Source organism: Martelella mediterranea (genome assembly GCF_004342225.1).
In the GTDB taxonomy this organism is placed as follows: Bacteria; Pseudomonadota; Alphaproteobacteria; order Rhizobiales; family Rhizobiaceae; genus Martelella; species Martelella mediterranea_B.
The window spans coordinates 47,069-66,363 of sequence record NZ_SMAR01000009.1; the positions used below are offsets into that span (position 1 = coordinate 47,069).

Below are 19,295 nucleotides of genomic sequence, written 5' to 3' on the forward strand. Positions count from 1 at the left end.
TCGTTTCCTTGAATAAATTTCGCGCAGGATTCAGCGCTGCAGCGCGTCTTCGAGTCGCTCCGGCAGAGTCTTCAGGATCAGTTTCAACTGGGGTTCGTCCACGGCCTCGGCTGCGTCCTGCGGAGACATCCATTGCCGTTCGCGCTCGCTCATTTCCGGAAACGCGTCGAAGAGTTCATGCACCTCTACGGCGTACACATAAACGTCCGTTGGAAGCGGAAGAGATCCATTTACAATTTTTTTGTAGCGATATCGTCCCATACGTATCGGCCGGTCGCCATGTTCTTTCACGCCTGCTTCTTCCCAGGCCTCCTGAAGCGCCGTTCCGGAACCATCCGTGCCATTGATCGGCCAGCCTTTCGGCAGGATCCAACGTTTTGTTGTGCGTGAGGTGATCAGCAGAACTTCGGGGCCACCCGTCGTCTGACGATAGCAAAGTGCAGCGATCTGAACCCGTGGCGGGCGAAGCATCAGCGGAGCAATATAGTTTTTCCAAAGACGGACGATCATTAATCAACCAACTGAATGTGTACGACACTTGCGTTGCTGTATCGAAAAGTTGGCATCTTCTCAAGTTTCAGACGTTCAGCCAGGCCGCAAACTGACGACAAGTCTGCCATCTGTCAGGAGAAATTATAATGGATATGAGGAGAATTCGCCCATCCGGGCGAATTCTCAATTTGATTTCACAGCTTTCCTCAGGCCGGTTCAGACCATTCGGATTTCAGCGTGACTGAAACGCGTTCACGGATATCCGTGGCGCTGACGGCCAGTACAATTTCATAGCGACCGGCAGGCGCAAGCCAGCGCTGGCGCTCGACGTCAAAATAGGCAAGATCGCGCGGCGCGATATTCATCTCTGCGATCTGCGTTTCACCTGGTTTGAGAGCGAGACGCGCGAAGGCCCGCAGTTCTTTTTCCGGTCGGGCAACGGCGACGTCATCGTCCATCAAATCCGGACGAACATAGAGCTGAACGACCTCCGCTCCCTCCCGTGCTCCCGTATTGGAGATTGGTACAGTAACTTTCAGGTCCGACTCGCCCATCACATCAGAGCTGAGCGTTGCTGTTTCCCAGGCAAACGTGGTGTAGCCAAGGCCGAAGCCGAAAGGGAAGAGGACAGGTACGTTGTTGCTGTCATGATGACGGTAGCCCACGAACACGCCTTCGTCATAGCGCACATGGCCATCCTTGCCGGGATAGCTCAGCGCGTCAGCTGTCCATGCCGAATTATCCTTCATGGAAACCGGGAAGGTCTGCGGCAACCGTCCGCCGGGGTAGGCTTCGCCTGTCAGAACGTCAGCAATTGCGTAGCCGACTTCCTGTCCCGGATACCAGAACTGCAGCACGGCTTTCACCTTATCAAGCCATGGCATTTCAACCGGACCGCCGGTCTGCAGCACTACAACTGTATTCGGGTTGGCCGTAGCGACCTTTTCAATCAGTTCGTTCTGGCTGCCGGGCAGGGTCATATGCGGCAGGTCGTGGCCTTCGCTGTCCCATTCTTCCTGACGTCCGACATAAAGGATCGCAACGTCCTGCTCCGCGGCGAGCCTGACAGCTGCATCAATTTCCTGCTCACCAAGCGTCTTTTCGATGCCGAAGCGCAGAGCGCGAACGGTAATACCGTCGTCAGCGTCGCCCGGTGAAGCGTATTCGAGCACGATGTTATAGGTCCGTCCGGCCTCAAGCTGAACGTCTGCGCGACGTTCGTCGTTGGCCAGACCGAAGAAGTTCATTCCCTTTTCCCAGTCGGTTTCACCGTCGATGAGAAGTTCACCGTCGAGATAGGCACGCGCCAGCCCGGCATTGGTCATACCGGCACAGTATGTGCCGCTTTCACGCGGTGTAAATGTTCCTTCGGCACGGACCGAAAAGTCATTCTGGTTGAAACCGGGGACTGGCAGGTCGAACCAGAAGCAGTTCAGCTCGGTTTCTTTCTGGGTATGGATCGCCTTGCCTTCCAGCTTGCGACCGTGGAAGAAGCTCAGTTCGATATCGCCCTGCCAGACCTGCATGAGACGGTTATTTGAGCAGCCCTTTTCCTGCGAAACGCGGTTGTCTCCGAATGCCGCCTTCAGTCCCTCAACCGGCGTTACCCGATAAGGTGCGTTGATCTGCGCTGAACCGCCGCCCATCAGACGGGAAATCGCGGCGTTCGGGCCGAGAGCTGCAACGGAAACATCCTTTGAAAGCGGCAGGAAATGATCTTCGTTCTTCAGAAGAACGGCGCCATCAGCGCCAAGTCTGCGGATCAGTGCGCGGGTTTCCGGCTCATCACGCGTCGTTTCAGACTCCGGACCATCGCTGTCAAAGGCACCGACGCGCTCAAAAAGTACCAGCAGGCGGCGGACAGATGCGCGGATTGTTTCCGGCTCAACTTCGCCTGCTTCAACGGCGGCCAGAAGCTGTGCGCCGCGAAAGCGCGTCGGCCCCGGCATTTCAAGGTCGTGCCCGGCATTAACTGAAGCAGCGGTCGAGTTTGTGCCAAACCAATCGGACATGAAAATGCCATCATACCCGAACTGACCGCGCATGACGTCGGTCATTGCCCATTTATGCGCATCCATATGAGTGCCATTCAGCCGGTTATAGCCGGTCATGACAGCCCAGACGCCCGCCTTTTTGACGGCGGCCTCAAACGGCGGAAGATAGATTTCACGCAGTGTGCGTTCATCCACATCAGACGAGATTGTCTGACGCTCGATTTCAGAATCGTTTGCGACAAAATGCTTGATCGTCGCGCCGACACCGTGATCCTGAAGGCCCTTGATATAGGCAACGGCCAGCATTGCGGTCAGCGTCGGGTCTTCTGAATAGCATTCGAAATTGCGGCCATTGAGACCTGAGCGATGGATGTTCACCGTCGGAGCCAGAAGAACACGGGCACCCTTCGAACGGGCTTCAGCCGCAAGCGCGGTCCCCATCTCGTAGGCAGCATCTGGGTTCCAGCTTGCTCCAAGCGCAATCGCGCAGGGAAACGCCGAAGCCGGTGTTCCATTGGTGAGGCCGCCTGCGCCGCGTGCGCCATTCGGACCATCGGAAACCTTGACCGCAGGTATTCCAAGGCGCTCAACGGGAACGGTGGTCCAGAAGTCAGCGCCAGCCATCAATGCGACCTGTTCGTCCAGGGTCAGGTCGTCCAGAAGGGCGTCAATGTCGACGTTCTTCTTACCGTTGTGATTGGTACTCATAGCATCCTCCTAATCGGAAATGTCTTTTAAGCCATGCTGACGGTGATTGTATATACGGGGTTATGGCCTAATACTTTCAATGGGTTATCGAAAACCTTTAACAGGAACAATAAAGACTGCGCCGAGGAACGCCACCAAAGCCGCGACGGTGTACAGAAGCGGATAGTTTCCGATCGTGCTACTGCCAATCGTCAGGAAAAACGGGGCCACGAATGCGCCGATGCCGACAATGGTGCCAAGAGCGGCCTCTTTGCGGTCTCCGGCAATTTCACCGACGCGGACGGCCAGCGTTACCGCTGCCGGGGTCATCAACATCAGACAGGTGCCGATAAAACCCAGAAAATAGTGCAGAATAAACCTGGTGCTGACGTCTGTAAGTGGTGCTGCTGTGGTTCCGGTTTCGTGCGCCTGCGCATGAAAATGCGTTGTATCGGATGTACTCATTTCCCCCTCCTCATTTTCGGGAGCCCCGGCTTCCGCTTCCCAAACGAATTCGGCACCATCACCGGCGAGGAACGTGGTTAAGATAAAACCTACTGACTGATAGGTTTTGTTATCCGAGTTTGACTTTCGAGTCGAGTGGGCCGGTGATATGTCTGTGAATTGGCTTTCCCCGGCGCGTGGGTTTTTCTCGATTCGAGAGGCAGAGCAGCTGAAGAGTGCGCATTAACTGAGGTTCAGCGTGAAAAAGAATGAAACTGTCACGAAGGATGGCGAAAGCGGAGCGCGCGCGCGTGGCAGCTATCTGAAAGGAAGACGCCGGCGCGAAGCCATCGTTGATGCTGCAATGGTCATATTCGGGCGGCAGGGATATCAAAATGCTGCATTTGCCGCTGTTGCCGAGGAAGTCGGGCTGACACTGCCAGGGTTGCTGCATCACTTTCCGCGGAAGGTCGACCTTCTGCTAGCCGTTCTGGAACGCCGCGATGAAATGGCCCGGACAATGCTGCCGGCCGAAGGCGGAGACTGGCCGGATATGCTCAAGGCGCTTGTCGCCATTGTGCGGCACAATGAAAGCATTCCGGGCGTCGTCCGTGTCTTTGCTTTGCTTTCCGTGGAGTGCCTGGCGGACGATCATCCGGCCAAGGAGTGGTTTGAGCGTCGCATGAACGAAACCCGTACGATGATCGCCGATGCTTTTCGGGTTGGCATTGGAAGGGGCACACTTGACGCGGCCTTGTCGCCCGAAAGTCTGGCTTCTGAGGTTATCGCCATGATGGATGGTCTGCAGGAGCAGTGGCTGCGATCCGGGCAATTACTTGATATGAGCGGTATCTTTGGGGCCTATATCAAACGGCTGGTTCGCGACCTGTCACAAGAGGCGTAAACGCTTTTTTGACCTCGCCGGAAAGGGGCGGAGCACGTTCAGCTCTGGCCGTGTCCCGGTGAAGCCGTTGCCGAAACTGACAATACCGTTTGGCTGTTTTCTCTGCCCGGGCAATACCCGGATCAATGGAGAAACCAATCCAGACTACGAGCATACATTTGTCTTTGACAATGATTTTGCGGCTCTGACTGAGGATTCGCCAAAGCAGGTTTTTGAGGACGGGCTTTTGAAGGCCGAAGGTGAAAGCGGTATCTGCCGTGTGATCTGCTTTTCTCCGCGTCATGATCTGACGCTTGCGCTGATGGATGTCGATGACATCGTGCATGTCGTCGATGCATGGGTTGCGCAATATGAAGAACTCGGCATTCATCCCGATATTTCCTATGCGCAGATTTTTGAAAACCGCGGGGCGATGATGGGGTGTTCCAATCCCCATCCTCACGGACAGATCTGGGCAAGCCGTCACCTGCCGAACGAGGCGATCAAAGAGAGCACAACACAGCTGGCCTATCATGATGAGCACGGCAAACCTTTGCTGCTGGCCTATCTCGAACAGGAACTGGCGCTTGATGAGCGCATTCTCTTTCAGAATGAAGGCTTTGTCGTCCTCGTCCCGTATTGGGCTGTCTGGCCGTTCGAGACCATGGTTCTTCCGAAGAGGCACATCCGTTCAATGGAGGAAATGACCGCTGATGAACGCCTTCAGCTGGCTGAAGCCCTTTCAAAGCTGACGATCCGCTACGATAACCTTTTCAAGACGTCGTTTCCCTATTCCATGGGCTTTCATCAGCGTCCTGTTGATGGTGAGCCGCACGATGAGTGGCAGATGCCTGCGCATTTCTATCCGCCGCTTCTGCGTTCCGCGACAGTGAAGAAATTCATGGTCGGTTTCGAGCTTCTTGGGTCGCCTCAGCGGGATTTGACGCCCGAACAGGCCACCCAGAAACGGCTGGACCTGCCGGAAACACATTATCTGAAAGGCTGAGTGCTGTTTTTGGCGTGGGCGGTTGATCTGTTTTTCTGGATCGCCCGTCAGGTTTCGCGTTGGAAATTTCCCGCCTTGGCTTTCACGGTACCGCGTAGTGTCCAGAGCTCAACGTATGCAGATGCTGAGAGAGGGGGGGGCGCATTTTTGCGCAAGAGGTCTTGGCCGGCTGCTCAGGCGTTCGGAGAAAAATGCCGGCGGAGGTTGCAAACGCTATACCTGAAAACGGCAGCCCGGCAACGCAATAACAAAGGCCGGGCTATATGCCGTGCAACCATCCGCTGCCCACCTTTTTAGAGAAAGAACGTTACCGCTTGGTTAGCGCGCTTTAAAATTTCATGATCTTTCGTGGGCGGTCATGAGGCTTGAAAAGCTGAATTTCATATTTGTCATTACACTGCTGTCCCTCTAATCTTGACAGATGAAAACTGACGCCTGACGTGGTTTTATGCAGAGTATGGAAGCGAGGAGGTGTTCAGCTCATGAAAGTGACAATTACGGCGGCGGCGATCGCAGGTGCACTGATTTCATCCGCCTCTTTTGCAGTTGCTGCGGAACCGTGTGGTGAAATCTCAATTGCTGAGCTGAACTGGCCCTCGGCGGGGATTGCTGCCTGGGTTGATCGGATTATCCTGGAAGAAGGATATGGCTGTACAGTCGACCTGCTCTCCGGTGACACCGTATCGGCGATTGACACGATAACATCAGCCGGCCGTCCGGATATCATTCCGGAGTTCTGGTTCGAGAGCACAACACCTGCACTGCAGGACGCCGTTGCTGCGGGGAAGGTCTCTTTCGCGGCCCCATTGCTGCGCGAAGGCGGGGTTCAGGGCTGGTGGGTGCCCAAATATCTGGTTGACCAAAATCCCGAAATCACAACCGTTGAAGCGGCGCTTGCCCATCCGGAGCTTTTCCCGTCGCCCGCTGATGCGACGGTCGGGGCGATTTTCAGCTGTCCCGACGGCTGGGTCTGCCGGGACGCGACCGAGAACCTGTTCAGGGCTTTTTCGGCGGAAGATGCTGGTTTCCGTCTTATCGATCCGTCTTCAAGTGCCGCACTGAAGCAATCCATCGTCGATGCTTTTGAAAAGCAGCAAGGCTGGCTTGGTTACTATTGGGCACCAACGGCCCTTTTGGGTGACTATGACATGGTCAAGCTGTCATTTGGCGTCGAGTTTGACAAAACGGAATGGGATCGCTGCACGGTTCAACCGGACTGTTCCGATCCCAAGCCCAATGCCTATCCGGTCTCAGCGGTCTACACGCTGGTTACAGACGCACTCGAAGAAGGTCATCCTGATCTCATGGGGTATCTCGGTGTCAGAACCTGGGATAATAAGACTGTCAGCACCGTATTGGCGTGGCAGCAGGAAAACAATGCAACCAACGCCGAGGCTGCCCGCTATTTTCTCAAGGAATTTCCGAATGTCTGGCATGCATGGCTTCCGGCTTTTGCAGCCGACAAGGTTGAACGAACACTTTGAACCTGCATGAAAGGAAAACTTTTTCAGCCGTGATCAAGATTTGCCAGTGCCTTTGGAAAGAGTTATAAGATGGTGACATGAGTGCCGGATAGCGCGGTCTGTAAGGGCTGATAATCTGCCCCTTTAAGAGCGGCTTATCGCATATGAGCAATCAGCCGGTGGACGCCTCTTGTTTCTACGAATCGTCCACTTTTGTCTTGTATCCCGCTGTTCCGGCGCTCTTATTCCTCCCTGAAACTCTTATGGTTTGAGTATCGTGGCTGCCAGTTCCAATGATTGCTCTCTTGTTCTTGGAGGCGTGCGTTCAGGCAAATCACGCTATGCAGAAAACCGTGCCCGGTCGCGTCGCGGAAACCTGAATTATGTTGCGACTGCTGAGGCGCATGACGCGGAAATGGCAGAACGCATCGGCCGTCATAAGCTTGAGCGCGGCAATCTCTGGACCACGCATGAAGTTCCGCGTGATCTGGTCGGCTGTCTTTACAATCTGGATGCGGATCGTGAAGCGATTGTTCTGGTTGATTGCCTGACACTTTGGCTGACCAACCTCATACTGGCGGATTGTGATGTCGGGCGGGAAGGGGATCGACTTGCAGATTTTATCCTGGGATCGAAGCAACCGCTGTTTATCGTTTCCAACGAAGTGGGGCTTGGAATTGTCCCTGAAAACGCTCTGGCCCGCCGCTTTCGTGATGAAGCAGGAATTCTGAATCAGAAGGTCGCTGCGGCAGCATCCTCCGTTGTTTTTATGGCTGCGGGGCTGCCAATGGTTTTGAAAGGCTGAGGTTTACCCCATCAGCCACATGTAAACCGGGTTTGCCGGGTCGAAGAACACCTTGATGGCCATGGCAAGGCTGGAAACGGCCAGTAACGGTCGAATAATCCGGGCCCCGTTTCTCATGGCTAGACGCGAACCAGCCTGCGCGCCCAGAAACTGACCAAGCCCCATGGCAATGCCAACCTTCCATAAAATCACGCCACCGAGCAGAAAGATCACGAAAGCACCGGTATTGGCTGAAAGGTTGAGAAGCTTTGTATGGGCGGTTGCTTTCAAAAGTCCAAAACCTCCGAGCGTCACAAAGCCCAGCATGTAGAATGAACCCGTTCCCGGACCGAACAGACCGTCGTAAAAGCCAATCGCGGGCACAATTGCAGCCGTAAACATCAGGCGTGACATTCGCTGGTGCCGGTCACTGTCATCCAGACCGCTTTTGAACGCGAAATAAAGACCGATCGAAGCCAGCAGAAACGGCAGCACAATGCGCAATGCATCACCCGGCATAATTGTCGCTACGCCTGCGCCAAGTGCGCCACCGGCAAAGGCCATTAGCGCCATGGGCCATTGTGTTCTCGGGTCGACGCGCCCACCCCGCGCATAGGAAATCGTTGCCGAAGCAACGCCGAATATGCCCTGAAACTTGTTTGTTCCAAGCGCCTGAAGCGGAGGAACGCCGGCAATCAGCATGGCTGGAATGGTGATCAGGCCGCCGCCTCCAGCGATAGAATCGATAAAGCCTGCGATCAAAGCGGCTAAGAAGAGCAGAACAAGGACAGTCAGACTGGCTTCGAACAAATGGTGTCACTCCCCGGTGGCGGCGAAGGTTTGATCAGGTTTGGCGCCATCAGGCCGTTTGCTTTTGGCAGAAGATCGTGTAGGCCGTTTGGTAGGCGGCAGTTAAGGCCGGTATTCGGATTTCAGAAATCAGGAATTGATCGTATGCACAAGGTAATTTTTGACACAGACCCCGGCATTGATGATGCAATGGCATTGCTGTTTCTCGAGCGCCACCCTGAAATCGACCTGCTTGGCATTACGACCGTTTTCGGCAATGCATCGATTGAAACCACGACCCGCAATGCGCTTTTCTTAAAGCGTGAGTGGAACATCAAGGCGCCGGTCGCTAAAGGCGGAGACGTTACCTATGATGCCGCACGCCCGATGGCCCCCTGGCCGGTGGTTGTTCACGGTGTGAATGGTCTCGGCGATATCGATATGCCGGAAACCATTGATGATGTGCCGCTGGATCCCCGCCCGGCCTTCCAGTTCATCATCGACACGGTTCGTGCCAATCCGGGCGAAGTCGAGATTGTGGCTGTTGGTCGCATGACCAATCTGGCACTTGCGATTGCGCATGACCCAGAAATCATCGGCATGGTCAAACAGGTTGTCGTGATGGGCGGTTCATTTGAAAAGAACGGCAATGTCACACCAGCGGCCGAGGCCAATATTCACGGAGATCCGGAAGCAGCCGATGCTGTCTTCACTGCGCCGTGGAAGGTGGTAATTGTCGGTCTCGATGTCACCATTCAGACGGTGATGACCCGCACGCAGATGCATGATCTGGCCGCACGTGGTGGCCCGCATCTGGAACTTCTTGCAAAGATTTCAGACCCCTACATCGATTTCTACAGCCAGCAGGTTGAAGATGGCATGGTGGTGCATGATTCCTGCGCCTGTGTTTATGTCGTTGCTCCGGAGCTGTTCGGTTTACGTCCCGGCTCGGTTCGCGTTGTGTGTGGTGGCATCGCAGACGGTCAGACAATTCAAAAGCCGTCACAGCAATTTTTCCCGCCGAGCCCATGGGATGACAAGCCGGATCAGCAGGTTGCAATGACCATTGAGCCGGTCAAGGTCGTTGATCTGGTCGCCAAGACGCTGGTGCCCTGAAAACGCTGACCTTTGATGATTTGCAAAAAGCGCGGTCTTCCCTGAGGTCGCGCTTTTCTTGTATTTGTTTACCTTAACAGCCTTGACGTGTTGAATGTATAAAAGCTGAGGCTAAAGTATCAAAAACGCAGTGACGTTAAGGGGGACATCATGCGTCATTTGATTATTGCAGTTTTTGCTTTCCTGATATCAGTTTCGGTCGCTCAAGCCGCGCGAAAGTCAGGCGATGATATTTTTGCACCGGGGCAGGTGGTCGCTGCGGTCAGCCTCTCCGATCAGACGATGAAGGTGATTGTTGACGGGCATGAACGATATCAATGGCCTGTGTCGACTGGTGCAGGGCGATACGCCACGCCTGAGGGAATTTACGGGGCCGAATGGCTTTCGAAGCATCACCGGTCAAAAAAATACAATAACGCGCCAATGCCTTTTGCGATCTTCTTCTATCACGGTTATGCCGTTCACGGGACCGATCAGGTCTCCCGTCTGGGCACCCCTGCATCACATGGCTGCGTGCGTCTGGACCCAGAAAATGCAGCCATTCTTTTTGAGCTCGCGCGTCGTATAGGGCTTGAGAACACCACAGTTGTGATCGGCGAATAGGCCGTTTTTCACTCAAACGCCATCGTCGCTGTGCGATTAAAAAAAGGCCGATCCCAGCAAGGACCGGCCTTTTCGATATTGCTGTCGTTTTCTTTAGCGCTCTGAAACCGGCACGAAGTCGCGCTTGTCGGCGCCCGTATAAAGCTGGCGTGGACGGCCAATGCGCTGTTCCGGGTCTTCGATCATCTCGTTCCACTGCGCGATCCAGCCGACGGTGCGGGCAAGAGCGAAAAGAACAGTGAACATCGAGGTGGGGAAGCCCAGCGCTTTCAGCGTGATGCCGGAATAGAAGTCGATATTCGGGTAGAGCTTCTTCTCGATGAAATACTCGTCCGTAAGCGCAATCTTTTCCAGTTCCATAGCAACGTCGAGCAGCGGATCATCCTTGATGCCAAGCTCGCCGAGCACTTCGTGGCAGGTCTTCTGCATGATTTTGGCACGCGGATCGTAGTTTTTGTAAACGCGGTGGCCAAAGCCCATCAGACGGAAAGGATCATCACGGTCTTTCGCACGGGCAATGTATTCCGGAATGCGATCGACCGAGCCGATTTCTTCCAGCATGTTAAGCGCTGCTTCGTTCGCACCACCATGTGCCGGGCCCCAGAGGCAGGCAATGCCGGCTGCGATGCAGGCAAACGGGTTTGCACCCGATGAACCGGCAAGGCGGACCGTCGAAGTGGACGCATTCTGCTCATGGTCAGCGTGAAGAATGAAGATACGATCCAGCGCGCGGGAAAGGATCGGGTTCACCTTGTATTCTTCGCAAGGTGTGGCGAAGCACATATGCAGGAAGTTTGCTGCATAACCGAGATCATTGCGCGGATACACAAAGGGCTCACCGACGTGATATTTGTAAGCCATCGCCGCAATGGTCGGGATTTTTGCGATCATGCGAACGCTGGCGATTTCGCGCTTATGGGGATCCGTGATGTCGATTGAGTCGTGGTAAAATGCCGACATCGCGCCAACTGCGCCGCAGATGATGGCCATAGGATGAGCATCGCGACGGAAGCCTGTGAACAGGCGCGTCAGCTGTTCATGGATCATCGTGTGATGGGTTACGCGGAAGTCAAAATCTTCCTTCTGCGTTGCGGTGGGAAGTTCACCGAAAAGCAGCAGGTAGCAGACTTCCAGGAAGTCGGCATTGTCTGCGAGTTCATCAATGGGATAGCCGCGGTGCAACAAAATGCCGGCATCGCCGTCAATATAGGTAATTTTCGATTTGCACGAAGCAGTGGACGTGAAACCGGGATCGTAAGTGAACATTCCGGATTCTTTGTACAGCGAGGCAATATCGAGGACTTTGGGACCGAAGGTTCCTTCTTCGATCTTCAGCTCAAGATCCTTGTCGTCGAGCTTGAGTTTTCCTGTTTCAGTCATGCTATCCTCCAAATCTTCACGCGCTGGACGCTTGATCAGTATCGATGAAATTTAACAACTAGGTATAAGATCGGCTCGCCAATGCCAAGCCGCAACTGTGGCTGGCCTGAACTGACGTTGATCGTGGATATCTGCGTTTAGCAAGTTTTTTAGGTGCGTGAAAAGCAAATTCTGTTCATTGTCAGAAACAGCACGGTTGCAATTGACATTTAATCGTTTCACGATACCAAAAGTTGTATTCTGGTGTTGTTGCGATGTCCGATGGAAAGGACTTGAACGCTGCCGGTCTTGATTCCGGCCCGGCAAAGGTTTCTGCCCTGCGACGCTTTCGTGTCAGAAAGCGCAAAGGAGAGTCCGTCGGCGCTCAGGCTTCTGGCGGTGCTGGTGCGTCATCTTTCCGCGACAATTTGCAGCAGCTGATTGATGAAGAAATATCCTACGGACGAATATTTCTGTTCGCACCGCTTTTCGTCGCCGCCGGCGCCGTCATCTGGTTGCAACGCCCCCTGCAGCCTGGGGGCTGACAATTTATACCGCCCTGGCAATCCTGGCGGCCTGGTTGCTAAGGCATAAGGGTCGCGTGGCATTCATGATTGCGGGTATTCTCGCAATGATGCTGACCGGCGCTTTTCTGACGCAGGTCGAGACATTGCGACGCGGCACAGTCATGCTGGACTCTGCCGTTACCACGCATGTCACCGGTTATGTCGAAAGCCGGGAGAAGACTGACAGTGGCTGGCGGTATGTCGTCTCGGTTCAGCAAACGCACGACCCCACCATAAGAAGACCTCCCGAAAGAGTAACGCTCGTCGCACGTGGTAACAAAAGCCCTGCACCGATTGGAGCCGGGGTCAGCGGCCTTGCACGTCTTTCTCCTCCCTCCGCGCCGGCATTACCGGGGCTCGTTGACTTTGGTCTTCTATCCTATTTTGACGGTATCGGGGCGGTTGGCTTTTTCTACGGTGCACCGGATATTCTGGAGACGAACGCACCGGCAGGACAACGCCCGGAGATCGGCCTGTTGCGCAGAGGGGAGCTTGCAGTCGAGCGCCTACGCGACGCCATTGCAACCCGTATCCGGGCTGTTCTGTCCGGTGAAACGGGGGCTTTTGCGAATGCCATCATCACAGGCCAGAGGCGCGGGCTTTCTGACGGAACACTGGCAGCGCTGCGCAATGCGGGGCTGGCGCACGTAATCGCCATCTCCGGACTGCACATGGCTTTGGCCGCTGGCATTTTTTTTGCCGCGCTGCGTTTTCTCATGGCCATGTCGGCTGGGTTGTCGGAGGGGTTCGCCACGAAAAAGGTGGCCGCGGCGACTGCACTCAGCACCGCCTTTCTCTATCTTTTGATCTCCGGAATGCAGGTTTCAGCGCAGCGTGCTTTTCTGATGCTGGCTATTATGTTGGTCGCGGCCATGTTGAACCGGCCCGCCATCAGCCTGAGAAACGTCGCGGTTGCGGCATTCATCATCCTGTCGTTTTCGCCCTCCGAAGCGGCCGGGCCGGGCATGCAAATGTCATTTGCGGCGACACTTGCACTGATTGCAGGATATGGTGTCTGGCAATCGCGCCAAAGCCGATCGGAACAACCTCTGACTGCAAGAATGCGCGGAGCGCGGCTGATCGTCGCGGCAATCGGTGGTGTGGCTCTGACTTCGCTGATTGGTGGTTTGGCAACCGCACCATTTGCGATGGACCATTTTCATCGAATGGCAGGGTATGGCCTTCTCGGCAATCTGCTTGCCATGCCAATTGTCACCTTCATTGTCATGCCTGCCGGGCTTGCCGCAATGCTGCTGATGCCGCTCAACCTGCACACGCCTTTTCTGGCGATTATGGGAGAGGGGCTTCAACAGGTGCTTAAGGTGGCGTTCTGGGTCGATAGTCTTGGAGGTGCGATAGACACCGGTCAGATGCCGGAATGGTTTTTACCGTTATTTATCATGGGCTTTATGCCGCTGGTTCTGCTAAAAACGCGGCTTCGCCTTTTGGGGATGTTTCCGATTGCAGCCTCTCTGTGGCTCCTGCTTTCTCAATCGGCTGCAACAACGAATCCGCGGCTCCTTATCTCGGAGGAGGGCGGCCTTGTTGCGATCCTGAAGGCAGAAGATGCCTTCGTGAGCGAAAAGCGGCCTGCAGCTTTCATTTATGACCAGTGGATATCCGCATTGACCATCAGGCAGACAATAGCACCGAAAGTGATGAGAGCGCCTGACCCTGAGGTTGCGCCGATAAGAACCGATCAGCGTTTCAAGCCTCTTGAGCCCGATCAGGTCAGTCAGGCTGAAGACATGCTCGCAAAAACCATCTCTGCTTCGAAGGAGGAACCAGGACGATTTTACTGTCAGAAAGACAACTTATGGTGCGTGGCAACGCTGCCTGCAGATCACATGACCATTGTTCAGATGAATATTCCGGCACTCACAGGCAAAGCCTGTGATCAGGCAAACATCATTATCAGTCGCTACCGTCCCGGCTTTCAAAAATGCCGCTCGGGGGCATTTCTGGTAACGCCCGCAATGAGACGACAAACCGGAACGCTTGTTCTGGAACCGGAACATTCCACGGGCTTGCTAAGGACAGCCACACGCGCTGATGATCTAACAGGTGAACATGAAACAGGTGGCAAGCAGCCCTCGGGCTGCGCAACGATCACGTTAACACCGTCTCTCCAGACGCTGAGACGCCCATGGAATCGACACAGGCTCTATGACTGGCGTAAACAGCGCTTTGAAAAGCCCATCATGCTGCCCAAGAAAATCTGTGTCTAATGATACCGGCGGATCAGGCCAACGAGCTTGCCCTGAACTTTAACCTGATCGGATGAGAAAATGCGCGTTTCATAGGCCGGGTTTGCTGCTTCCAGTGCAATGGAAGCACCCTTGCGGCGGAAGCGCTTCAGCGTGGCTTCCTCATCGTTGACGAGCGCAACGACGATGTCCCCTGGCGCAGCGGTGTTAATGTTGCGGATGATGACAGTATCTCCATCAAAGATACCTGCATCGATCATCGAATCACCCTGGACCTCAAGTGCATAGTGCTCACCACTCCCAAGCATTTCCGCAGGCACGGACATGGAGTGTGTGTTTTCCTGTATGGCTGAGATCGGAACGCCGGCTGCGATGCGTCCCATCACGGGCACATGCGCAGTGGAGGAATCCGATTCTGCGACAGGCGCTTCCGGAGTTGCCTTTTTGCCAAGACTGCCTTCGATCACGCTTGGAGAAAAACCGCGCGGCGGTGGTTGCTGGCTGACGTAGCTTTCCGGCATTCGCAGGATTTCCAGCGCCCGTGCCCGGTTTGGAAGGCGACGAATGAAGCCTCGTTCTTCCAAAGCCGTAATGAGCCTGTGAATACCGGACTTTGAAGCCAGATCCAGCGCCTCTTTCATCTCATCGAATGAGGGCGGCACACCCGTTTCCTTCATCCGTTCATGAATATAAAACAGCAGTTCCTGTTGTTTGCGCGTCAGCATCGTGGCAGCCCCGAATCCTGGAAACAAATACAGAACGAAGATATCTGTTCTTAACTTGTTCCGCAAGTCTGTTTTCCACGCAGCCTGAGAGGTTCGCCACTGACCTGGAATGCTACTTGCCGAACCGGCTGGTGTTTCAAACCGGGAATTCTGGCGATCGGCGATGGCCGGGCTTTGCTACAGCATCGGCTCGAAAATCGGAATCGATTTTCGGAAAGCACGATGCGTAGATGAAATAGGTTTGAGCGTTCTTTGTGCATCTGAATAGATGCACGGCGCTATAGAATGTATCGCAGATCGTGTTGAGCATATTTCGTTTTTCGGTTTGCGTGCGCTGGAGATGTCCATCATTGTGGATATCGGTTTTCAGGCTTTAGAGGAGCGGATATGCAGCGCGTTACAGTGACACTTGATGACGACCTGATGGAGCAGATCGACCGGGCCGTCAGCGAGCGTGGTTACCAGAACCGTTCAGAGGCGATGCGCGATCTGGCGCGTGCCGGCCTTCAGCAGGTGGCTGTTGAAGGCGGAGAGGCAGAAGACAGTATCGGCGTTTTGAGCTATGTCTATGACCACAAGGCCAGAGATCTGGCACGGCGGCTGACAAATACGTTCCACCATGATCACGACCTTTCTCTGGTCAGCACCCATGTCCACCTTGATCACGAACGATGTCTTGAGGTGAGCATTCTGCGCGGACCGTCCGGAGACGTGAAGCATCTGGCCGATCATGTAACGACCGAGCGCCATGTTATGCACGGAAAGCTCGTTCTTATCCCGTGGAGCGATCAGAGCGACGGATGACAGCTGAGCGAGTGGTCCTGTGTCATGAAGGACGGGCGAGCAGGTCTGCGTCGCCTTGAAATCAGTCTGCGAGTTTGGGCAAAGCCATTTAAAATCAGAGTATTGCTGGAGGTAACTGAAGCTAAGACGTTAATCGTTGCCGGCCGCTTCATTCAGATTCTCGATATCCGGTACAATCACATGGCGATTGTTCTCAACCAGGATGATCTTGTCTTTCCTGAGCTTGGTCATCTGACGGCTTACGGTTTCAATCGTGAGGCCGAGGAAGTCTGCAATATCAGCACGGGAAAGCGGAAGCTCGAATTCACAGCCATCACCAGCATCAGGATCGACATGGGTGGCGATCAGATGCAGGAAAGAGGCGACTTTTTCACGCGCGGTCTTTCGCCCCAGCGTCAGCATCCAGTCGCGTGCTTCGTCCAGTTCCTTCAAAGACTGATCGTAAAGACGGTGCTCTAGCTCCGGCGTGTCGGCGATCATGCGTTCCAGAACCGCTCTCGGAAATGCACATACTTCGGTATTGGTTGCGGCTTCAGCCGTGAGAGAGCTTTCATGGGAAAAAGGGCGACCGAGAAAATCAGGTGCGAATTGAAGGCCGACAATCTGCTGGCGGCCGTCAGCCATCATCTTCGAGAGTTTGACCACACCACGAACGATATTCGAATAAGTGCCAATGTTTTCGCCCTGCCCAACAAGCTCCGTTCCACCGTCGATCGACTTGCGGTTGGAGTGTTTGTTCAGTTCGGCAAGTTGGGAACCTGTCAGAACAGAGCAGATGCCGCCGTGCCGTGCCTCACATGCGCGGCATACCTTCGGCATTGGATCCTCGTCCGGAAGTCCCTGTAATTTTCTATCCATCGTGGACCTGCTCAGTCCTTTGTCGTTTGCGGTCATTCCAGTAAACAGCCCTTCCGCGACATGCAAGTGTTTCCAGCGTTGGCCATAGTCATTGCACTGCAATAATTGATTAAAGTCAAAGCCGCAAGACGTCCAAAGCGCTATCGCAGGTCTGACCACAACGTCGGAAGGAGATTGTCATGACGTCAATGCAGCCGTTGCTGAACAGATTTGCACGTCCTGTTCCGCGTTACACCAGCTATCCGACGGCCCCGCATTTTCACGCCGGTGTTACCGGAGAAGACGCCAGTCGCTGGATCGGATCGCTGTCAGATGGTCAGAAGCTGTCACTCTATGTCCATATACCTTATTGCGACCGGCTTTGCTGGTTTTGTGCCTGTCACACCAAGCATACGCTTAAATATGAGCCCATCGCCCGTTATCTACAAGGATTGAGGCAGGAAATTGAAAGTGTTGCCGCGATGATTCCGGCGGGTGTTCGTGTCAGTGCCGTTCACTGGGGCGGTGGATCGCCTACGATGCTGAAGCCGGATGATATGCGGGCGCTGATGTCCTGGCTTCGTTGCGGCTTCGATTTTGCCGAAGACGCAGAAATCAGTGTCGAGATGGACCCGAACGATCTGGAAGAGAGGCGCTATAAAGCGCTTGCCGAAATCGGGGTGACCAGGGTCAGTCTTGGGGTTCAGGATTTTGATGAACGGGTTCAAAAGACGATTAACCGGCTGCAAAGTTTTGAACAGACCAGGTCTGTGATTGATGCGATGCGCGCGCTTGGTGTTCATTCGGTCAATTGCGATCTGCTTTACGGGCTGCCTTATCAGACCGAGGCAACGCTGGCACAAACCGTGGAGCAGATTATTTCGCTGAAGCCGGATCGGATTGCGCTTTTTGGATATGCGCATGTGCCGTGGATGAAAAAGCATCAGACACTCATTCCTGAAGCGGCCTTGCCGGATGCTGAGGCGAGGTATCAGCAAATGGTGATGGCCGGTGAAATACTCTGTCGTGCTGGTTACAGGGCAATCGGTATCGATCACTTCGCGCTGGAAGAGGATACACTTTCGCTGGCGCATAAGGCCGGAAGGCTTCACAGGAACTTTCAGGGCTATACCGATGATACGGCCGATGGGCTGATCGGTCTTGGCGCTTCGTCCATCAGTCAACTGCCGCAGGGCTATTGGCAGAATATGCCAGCCACAGGGGAATATCTGCGAACAGTGGAAAACGGAAAGCTGGCTGTTGTCCGGGGAATCGCTCTGACGCTGGAAGATCAGGTGCGCGGTTTTGTGATTGAGCGCATCATGTGTTCTTATAGTTTTTCAGCGTGTGAACTGCGCGCCCGATTTGGAAGTGATGCGGATGGAGTGATTGCCGAGGCGCGCGCCTTTGCAGCCGAAAATCCGGACATTTGCCAGTTTGATACATTCGGTTTTCGTTTGAAAAATGAGGCCTTTGCTTTTGCGCGCTCTGTTGCTGCAGTTTTTGATACCTATCTAGGCAACGGACAGGGCCGCCATTCTCAGGCGGTATGAAAATGGAGCATGTTGTCGAAAAAACACCGCCGACAGTGTTGCAGCCATTGGCATTTTTATATTCTTTGCCTATGAGAAGGGCATATTTGACAGATGAAGAGGTATAGGCGTGAGCGCTACATTTGATAAAGTTGCCGATATCATCGCGGAAACAAGCGAAATCGACCGCGACCAGATTACGCCGGAGAGCAACACCATCGACGATCTTGGCATCGACAGCCTTGATTTTCTCGATATCGTATTCGCCATTGATAAAGAGTTCGGAATCAAGATTCCGCTCGAGCAGTGGACGCAGGACGTTAACGAAGGCAAGGTCGACGCCGAGGAATACTTCATCCTGAAGAACCTCTGTGCCAAGATCGACGCACTGCGTGCGGCCAAAGAGGCCTGATCTGTACGCGAATTTTCGGGCGTAGTATAAGGCCGATCTGCAAAAGCAGAGCGGCTTTTGCCCGTTTTAGACTGGTTTTCCGTGGGAAGGGCGCTCAGAGCATATGTTGTTGGAATATTTCCAGATGGTGGACCGCGTCGAATCGGCGGATATTTCGAACGGTACGATCGTTGCCCGTTCGACGGTGCCATCCGAAAGCCCGGTTTTCGAAGGTCATTTTCCCGGTATGCCTCTGGTTCCCGGTGTGTTGCTGATTGAAACCATGGCGCAGACCTCCGGTATGCTGCTTCTTGGTGTCAACGATTGCTCGGCCATGCCCTTTCTGATGATGGTCGACAGCGCTAAGATGCGAACCTTTGTTGAGCCCGGAGCGGAGCTGGAGATCGAGGCGAAACTCGAGCATGAAGGATCCGGTTTCGCGGTGACCAAGGCTAAAATACGCGTCGCCGGAAAGCCTGTTGCGGATGCGCAGCTGAAGTTCAGGACTGTATCTTTCGATGATAACGCGCTCGCGCCGCTGGTGAAAAAACGTGCTGAGGATGTGGGGCTGTTTGCCGCCATCGAACGCAGTCAAGCCGCAGAAAGTTCTTGA

Annotated in this window: 19 protein-coding genes; 12 read left to right on the plus strand and 7 right to left on the minus strand. The window is 54.4% G+C overall.

Annotated features, from left to right (window positions below; all coding sequences use genetic code 11):
• Positions 1-30: 30 nt before the first annotated feature.
• The 3 genes from EDC90_RS08075 to EDC90_RS08085 all read right to left on the minus strand — a co-directional run bounded on the left by EDC90_RS08075 (position 31) and on the right by EDC90_RS08085 (position 3,638).
• On the minus strand, positions 31-510 hold the full coding sequence (locus tag EDC90_RS08075) for an NUDIX hydrolase (protein WP_132310340.1): 480 nt from the start codon (positions 508-510) through the stop codon (positions 31-33).
• 188 nt (positions 511-698) lie between these two features.
• Positions 699-3,194 (minus strand): beta-glucosidase, encoded by a 2,496-nt coding sequence (locus EDC90_RS08080; RefSeq protein ID WP_132310342.1) that lies wholly within the window; start codon positions 3,192-3,194, stop codon positions 699-701.
• A gap of 84 nt (positions 3,195-3,278) precedes the next feature.
• Positions 3,279-3,638 (minus strand): hypothetical protein, encoded by a 360-nt coding sequence (locus tag EDC90_RS08085; protein ID WP_132310344.1) that lies wholly within the window; start codon positions 3,636-3,638, stop codon positions 3,279-3,281.
• 238 nt (positions 3,639-3,876) lie between these two features.
• Between EDC90_RS08085 and EDC90_RS08090 the strand changes: the two genes are divergently transcribed.
• From EDC90_RS08090 to cobU, 4 genes are all read left to right on the plus strand, one after another.
• Positions 3,877-4,521, plus strand: coding sequence for a TetR/AcrR family transcriptional regulator (locus EDC90_RS08090; RefSeq protein WP_245510987.1), 645 nt, complete (start codon positions 3,877-3,879; stop codon positions 4,519-4,521).
• Positions 4,522-4,588: 67 nt separating this feature from the next.
• The gene (locus EDC90_RS08095; protein WP_245510988.1) at positions 4,589-5,506 is read left to right on the plus strand and encodes a UDP-glucose--hexose-1-phosphate uridylyltransferase; all 918 of its coding nucleotides are present in this window, start codon (positions 4,589-4,591) and stop codon (positions 5,504-5,506) included.
• A 482-nt stretch (positions 5,507-5,988) separates the two neighbouring features.
• Positions 5,989-6,990 (plus strand): glycine betaine ABC transporter substrate-binding protein, encoded by a 1,002-nt coding sequence (locus tag EDC90_RS08100; protein ID WP_132310348.1) that lies wholly within the window; start codon positions 5,989-5,991, stop codon positions 6,988-6,990.
• Positions 6,991-7,246: 256 nt separating this feature from the next.
• On the plus strand, positions 7,247-7,774 hold the full coding sequence (gene cobU, locus EDC90_RS08105) for a bifunctional adenosylcobinamide kinase/adenosylcobinamide-phosphate guanylyltransferase (RefSeq protein ID WP_132310350.1): 528 nt from the start codon (positions 7,247-7,249) through the stop codon (positions 7,772-7,774).
• Positions 7,775-7,777: 3 nt separating this feature from the next.
• Here the strand turns inward: cobU and EDC90_RS08110 are convergent, their stop codons facing one another.
• Positions 7,778-8,563 (minus strand): TSUP family transporter, encoded by a 786-nt coding sequence (locus EDC90_RS08110; protein ID WP_132310352.1) that lies wholly within the window; start codon positions 8,561-8,563, stop codon positions 7,778-7,780.
• Between the two features lie 144 nt (positions 8,564-8,707).
• Here EDC90_RS08110 and EDC90_RS08115 point away from each other — a divergent pair, with 144 nt between their 5' ends.
• Both EDC90_RS08115 and EDC90_RS08120 read left to right on the plus strand, forming a co-directional pair.
• The gene (locus tag EDC90_RS08115) at positions 8,708-9,658 is read left to right on the plus strand and encodes a nucleoside hydrolase (RefSeq protein WP_132310354.1); all 951 of its coding nucleotides are present in this window, start codon (positions 8,708-8,710) and stop codon (positions 9,656-9,658) included.
• Positions 9,659-9,808: 150 nt separating this feature from the next.
• Complete coding sequence (locus EDC90_RS08120; RefSeq protein ID WP_132310356.1) at positions 9,809-10,261, plus strand: L,D-transpeptidase; 453 nt, start codon at positions 9,809-9,811, stop codon at positions 10,259-10,261.
• Positions 10,262-10,354: 93 nt separating this feature from the next.
• Here the strand turns inward: EDC90_RS08120 and gltA are convergent, their stop codons facing one another.
• Positions 10,355-11,641, minus strand: coding sequence for a citrate synthase (gene gltA / locus EDC90_RS08125; protein ID WP_132310358.1), 1,287 nt, complete (start codon positions 11,639-11,641; stop codon positions 10,355-10,357).
• 254 nt (positions 11,642-11,895) lie between these two features.
• On the opposite strand from gltA, the gene EDC90_RS08130 reads away from it, so the two are divergent.
• Complete coding sequence (locus tag EDC90_RS08130) at positions 11,896-12,165, plus strand: hypothetical protein (protein ID WP_132310360.1); 270 nt, start codon at positions 11,896-11,898, stop codon at positions 12,163-12,165.
• Between the two features lie 35 nt (positions 12,166-12,200).
• Positions 12,201-14,414, plus strand: coding sequence for a ComEC/Rec2 family competence protein (locus EDC90_RS08135; RefSeq protein WP_245510989.1), 2,214 nt, complete (start codon positions 12,201-12,203; stop codon positions 14,412-14,414).
• Here the strand turns inward: EDC90_RS08135 and lexA are convergent.
• A complete protein-coding gene (gene lexA, locus EDC90_RS08140) occupies positions 14,411-15,118 on the minus strand; it encodes a transcriptional repressor LexA (protein WP_132310364.1) in 708 nt (235 codons plus the stop codon). The two genes, EDC90_RS08135 and lexA, sit on opposite strands and share 4 nt — an antisense overlap.
• 387 nt (positions 15,119-15,505) lie before the next feature.
• On the opposite strand from lexA, the gene nikR reads away from it, so the two are divergent.
• Positions 15,506-15,922, plus strand: coding sequence for a nickel-responsive transcriptional regulator NikR (gene nikR, locus EDC90_RS08145; protein ID WP_132310366.1), 417 nt, complete (start codon positions 15,506-15,508; stop codon positions 15,920-15,922).
• A gap of 129 nt (positions 15,923-16,051) precedes the next feature.
• Here the strand turns inward: nikR and EDC90_RS08150 are convergent, their stop codons facing one another.
• Positions 16,052-16,780, minus strand: coding sequence for a Crp/Fnr family transcriptional regulator (locus tag EDC90_RS08150; RefSeq protein ID WP_132310368.1), 729 nt, complete (start codon positions 16,778-16,780; stop codon positions 16,052-16,054).
• A gap of 179 nt (positions 16,781-16,959) precedes the next feature.
• Here EDC90_RS08150 and hemN point away from each other — a divergent pair, with 179 nt between their 5' ends.
• The 3 genes from hemN (at position 16,960) to EDC90_RS08165 (ending at position 19,295) form a co-directional block, all read left to right on the plus strand.
• A complete protein-coding gene (hemN, locus tag EDC90_RS08155; protein ID WP_245510990.1) occupies positions 16,960-18,312 on the plus strand; it encodes an oxygen-independent coproporphyrinogen III oxidase in 1,353 nt (450 codons plus the stop codon).
• Positions 18,313-18,421: 109 nt separating this feature from the next.
• Positions 18,422-18,703, plus strand: a complete 282-nt coding sequence (locus EDC90_RS08160; RefSeq protein WP_165972781.1) for an acyl carrier protein — start codon at positions 18,422-18,424, stop codon at positions 18,701-18,703.
• A 103-nt stretch (positions 18,704-18,806) separates the two neighbouring features.
• Complete coding sequence (locus tag EDC90_RS08165; protein WP_132310372.1) at positions 18,807-19,295, plus strand: 3-hydroxyacyl-ACP dehydratase FabZ family protein; 489 nt, start codon at positions 18,807-18,809, stop codon at positions 19,293-19,295.

Bases quoted from the DNA above. Each gene is read 5' to 3' on its own strand.
- EDC90_RS08075 (WP_132310340.1), bottom strand. From the start codon at position 510: ATGATCGTCCGTCTTTGGAAAAACTATATTGCTCCGCTGATGCTTCGC.
- EDC90_RS08080 (WP_132310342.1), bottom strand. From the start codon at position 3,194: ATGAGTACCAATCACAACGGTAAGAAGAACGTCGACATTGACGCCCTT.
- EDC90_RS08085 (WP_132310344.1), bottom strand. From the start codon at position 3,638: ATGAGTACATCCGATACAACGCATTTTCATGCGCAGGCGCACGAAACC.
- EDC90_RS08100 (WP_132310348.1), top strand. From the start codon at position 5,989: ATGAAAGTGACAATTACGGCGGCGGCGATCGCAGGTGCACTGATTTCA.
- EDC90_RS08115 (WP_132310354.1), top strand. From the start codon at position 8,708: ATGCACAAGGTAATTTTTGACACAGACCCCGGCATTGATGATGCAATG.
- EDC90_RS08120 (WP_132310356.1), top strand. From the start codon at position 9,809: ATGCGTCATTTGATTATTGCAGTTTTTGCTTTCCTGATATCAGTTTCG.
- gltA (WP_132310358.1), bottom strand. From the start codon at position 11,641: ATGACTGAAACAGGAAAACTCAAGCTCGACGACAAGGATCTTGAGCTG.
- EDC90_RS08130 (WP_132310360.1), top strand. From the start codon at position 11,896: ATGTCCGATGGAAAGGACTTGAACGCTGCCGGTCTTGATTCCGGCCCG.
- lexA (WP_132310364.1), bottom strand. From the start codon at position 15,118: ATGCTGACGCGCAAACAACAGGAACTGCTGTTTTATATTCATGAACGG.
- nikR (WP_132310366.1), top strand. From the start codon at position 15,506: ATGCAGCGCGTTACAGTGACACTTGATGACGACCTGATGGAGCAGATC.
- EDC90_RS08150 (WP_132310368.1), bottom strand. From the start codon at position 16,780: ATGGATAGAAAATTACAGGGACTTCCGGACGAGGATCCAATGCCGAAG.
- hemN (WP_245510990.1), top strand. From the start codon at position 16,960: ATGACGTCAATGCAGCCGTTGCTGAACAGATTTGCACGTCCTGTTCCG.
- EDC90_RS08165 (WP_132310372.1), top strand. From the start codon at position 18,807: ATGTTGTTGGAATATTTCCAGATGGTGGACCGCGTCGAATCGGCGGAT.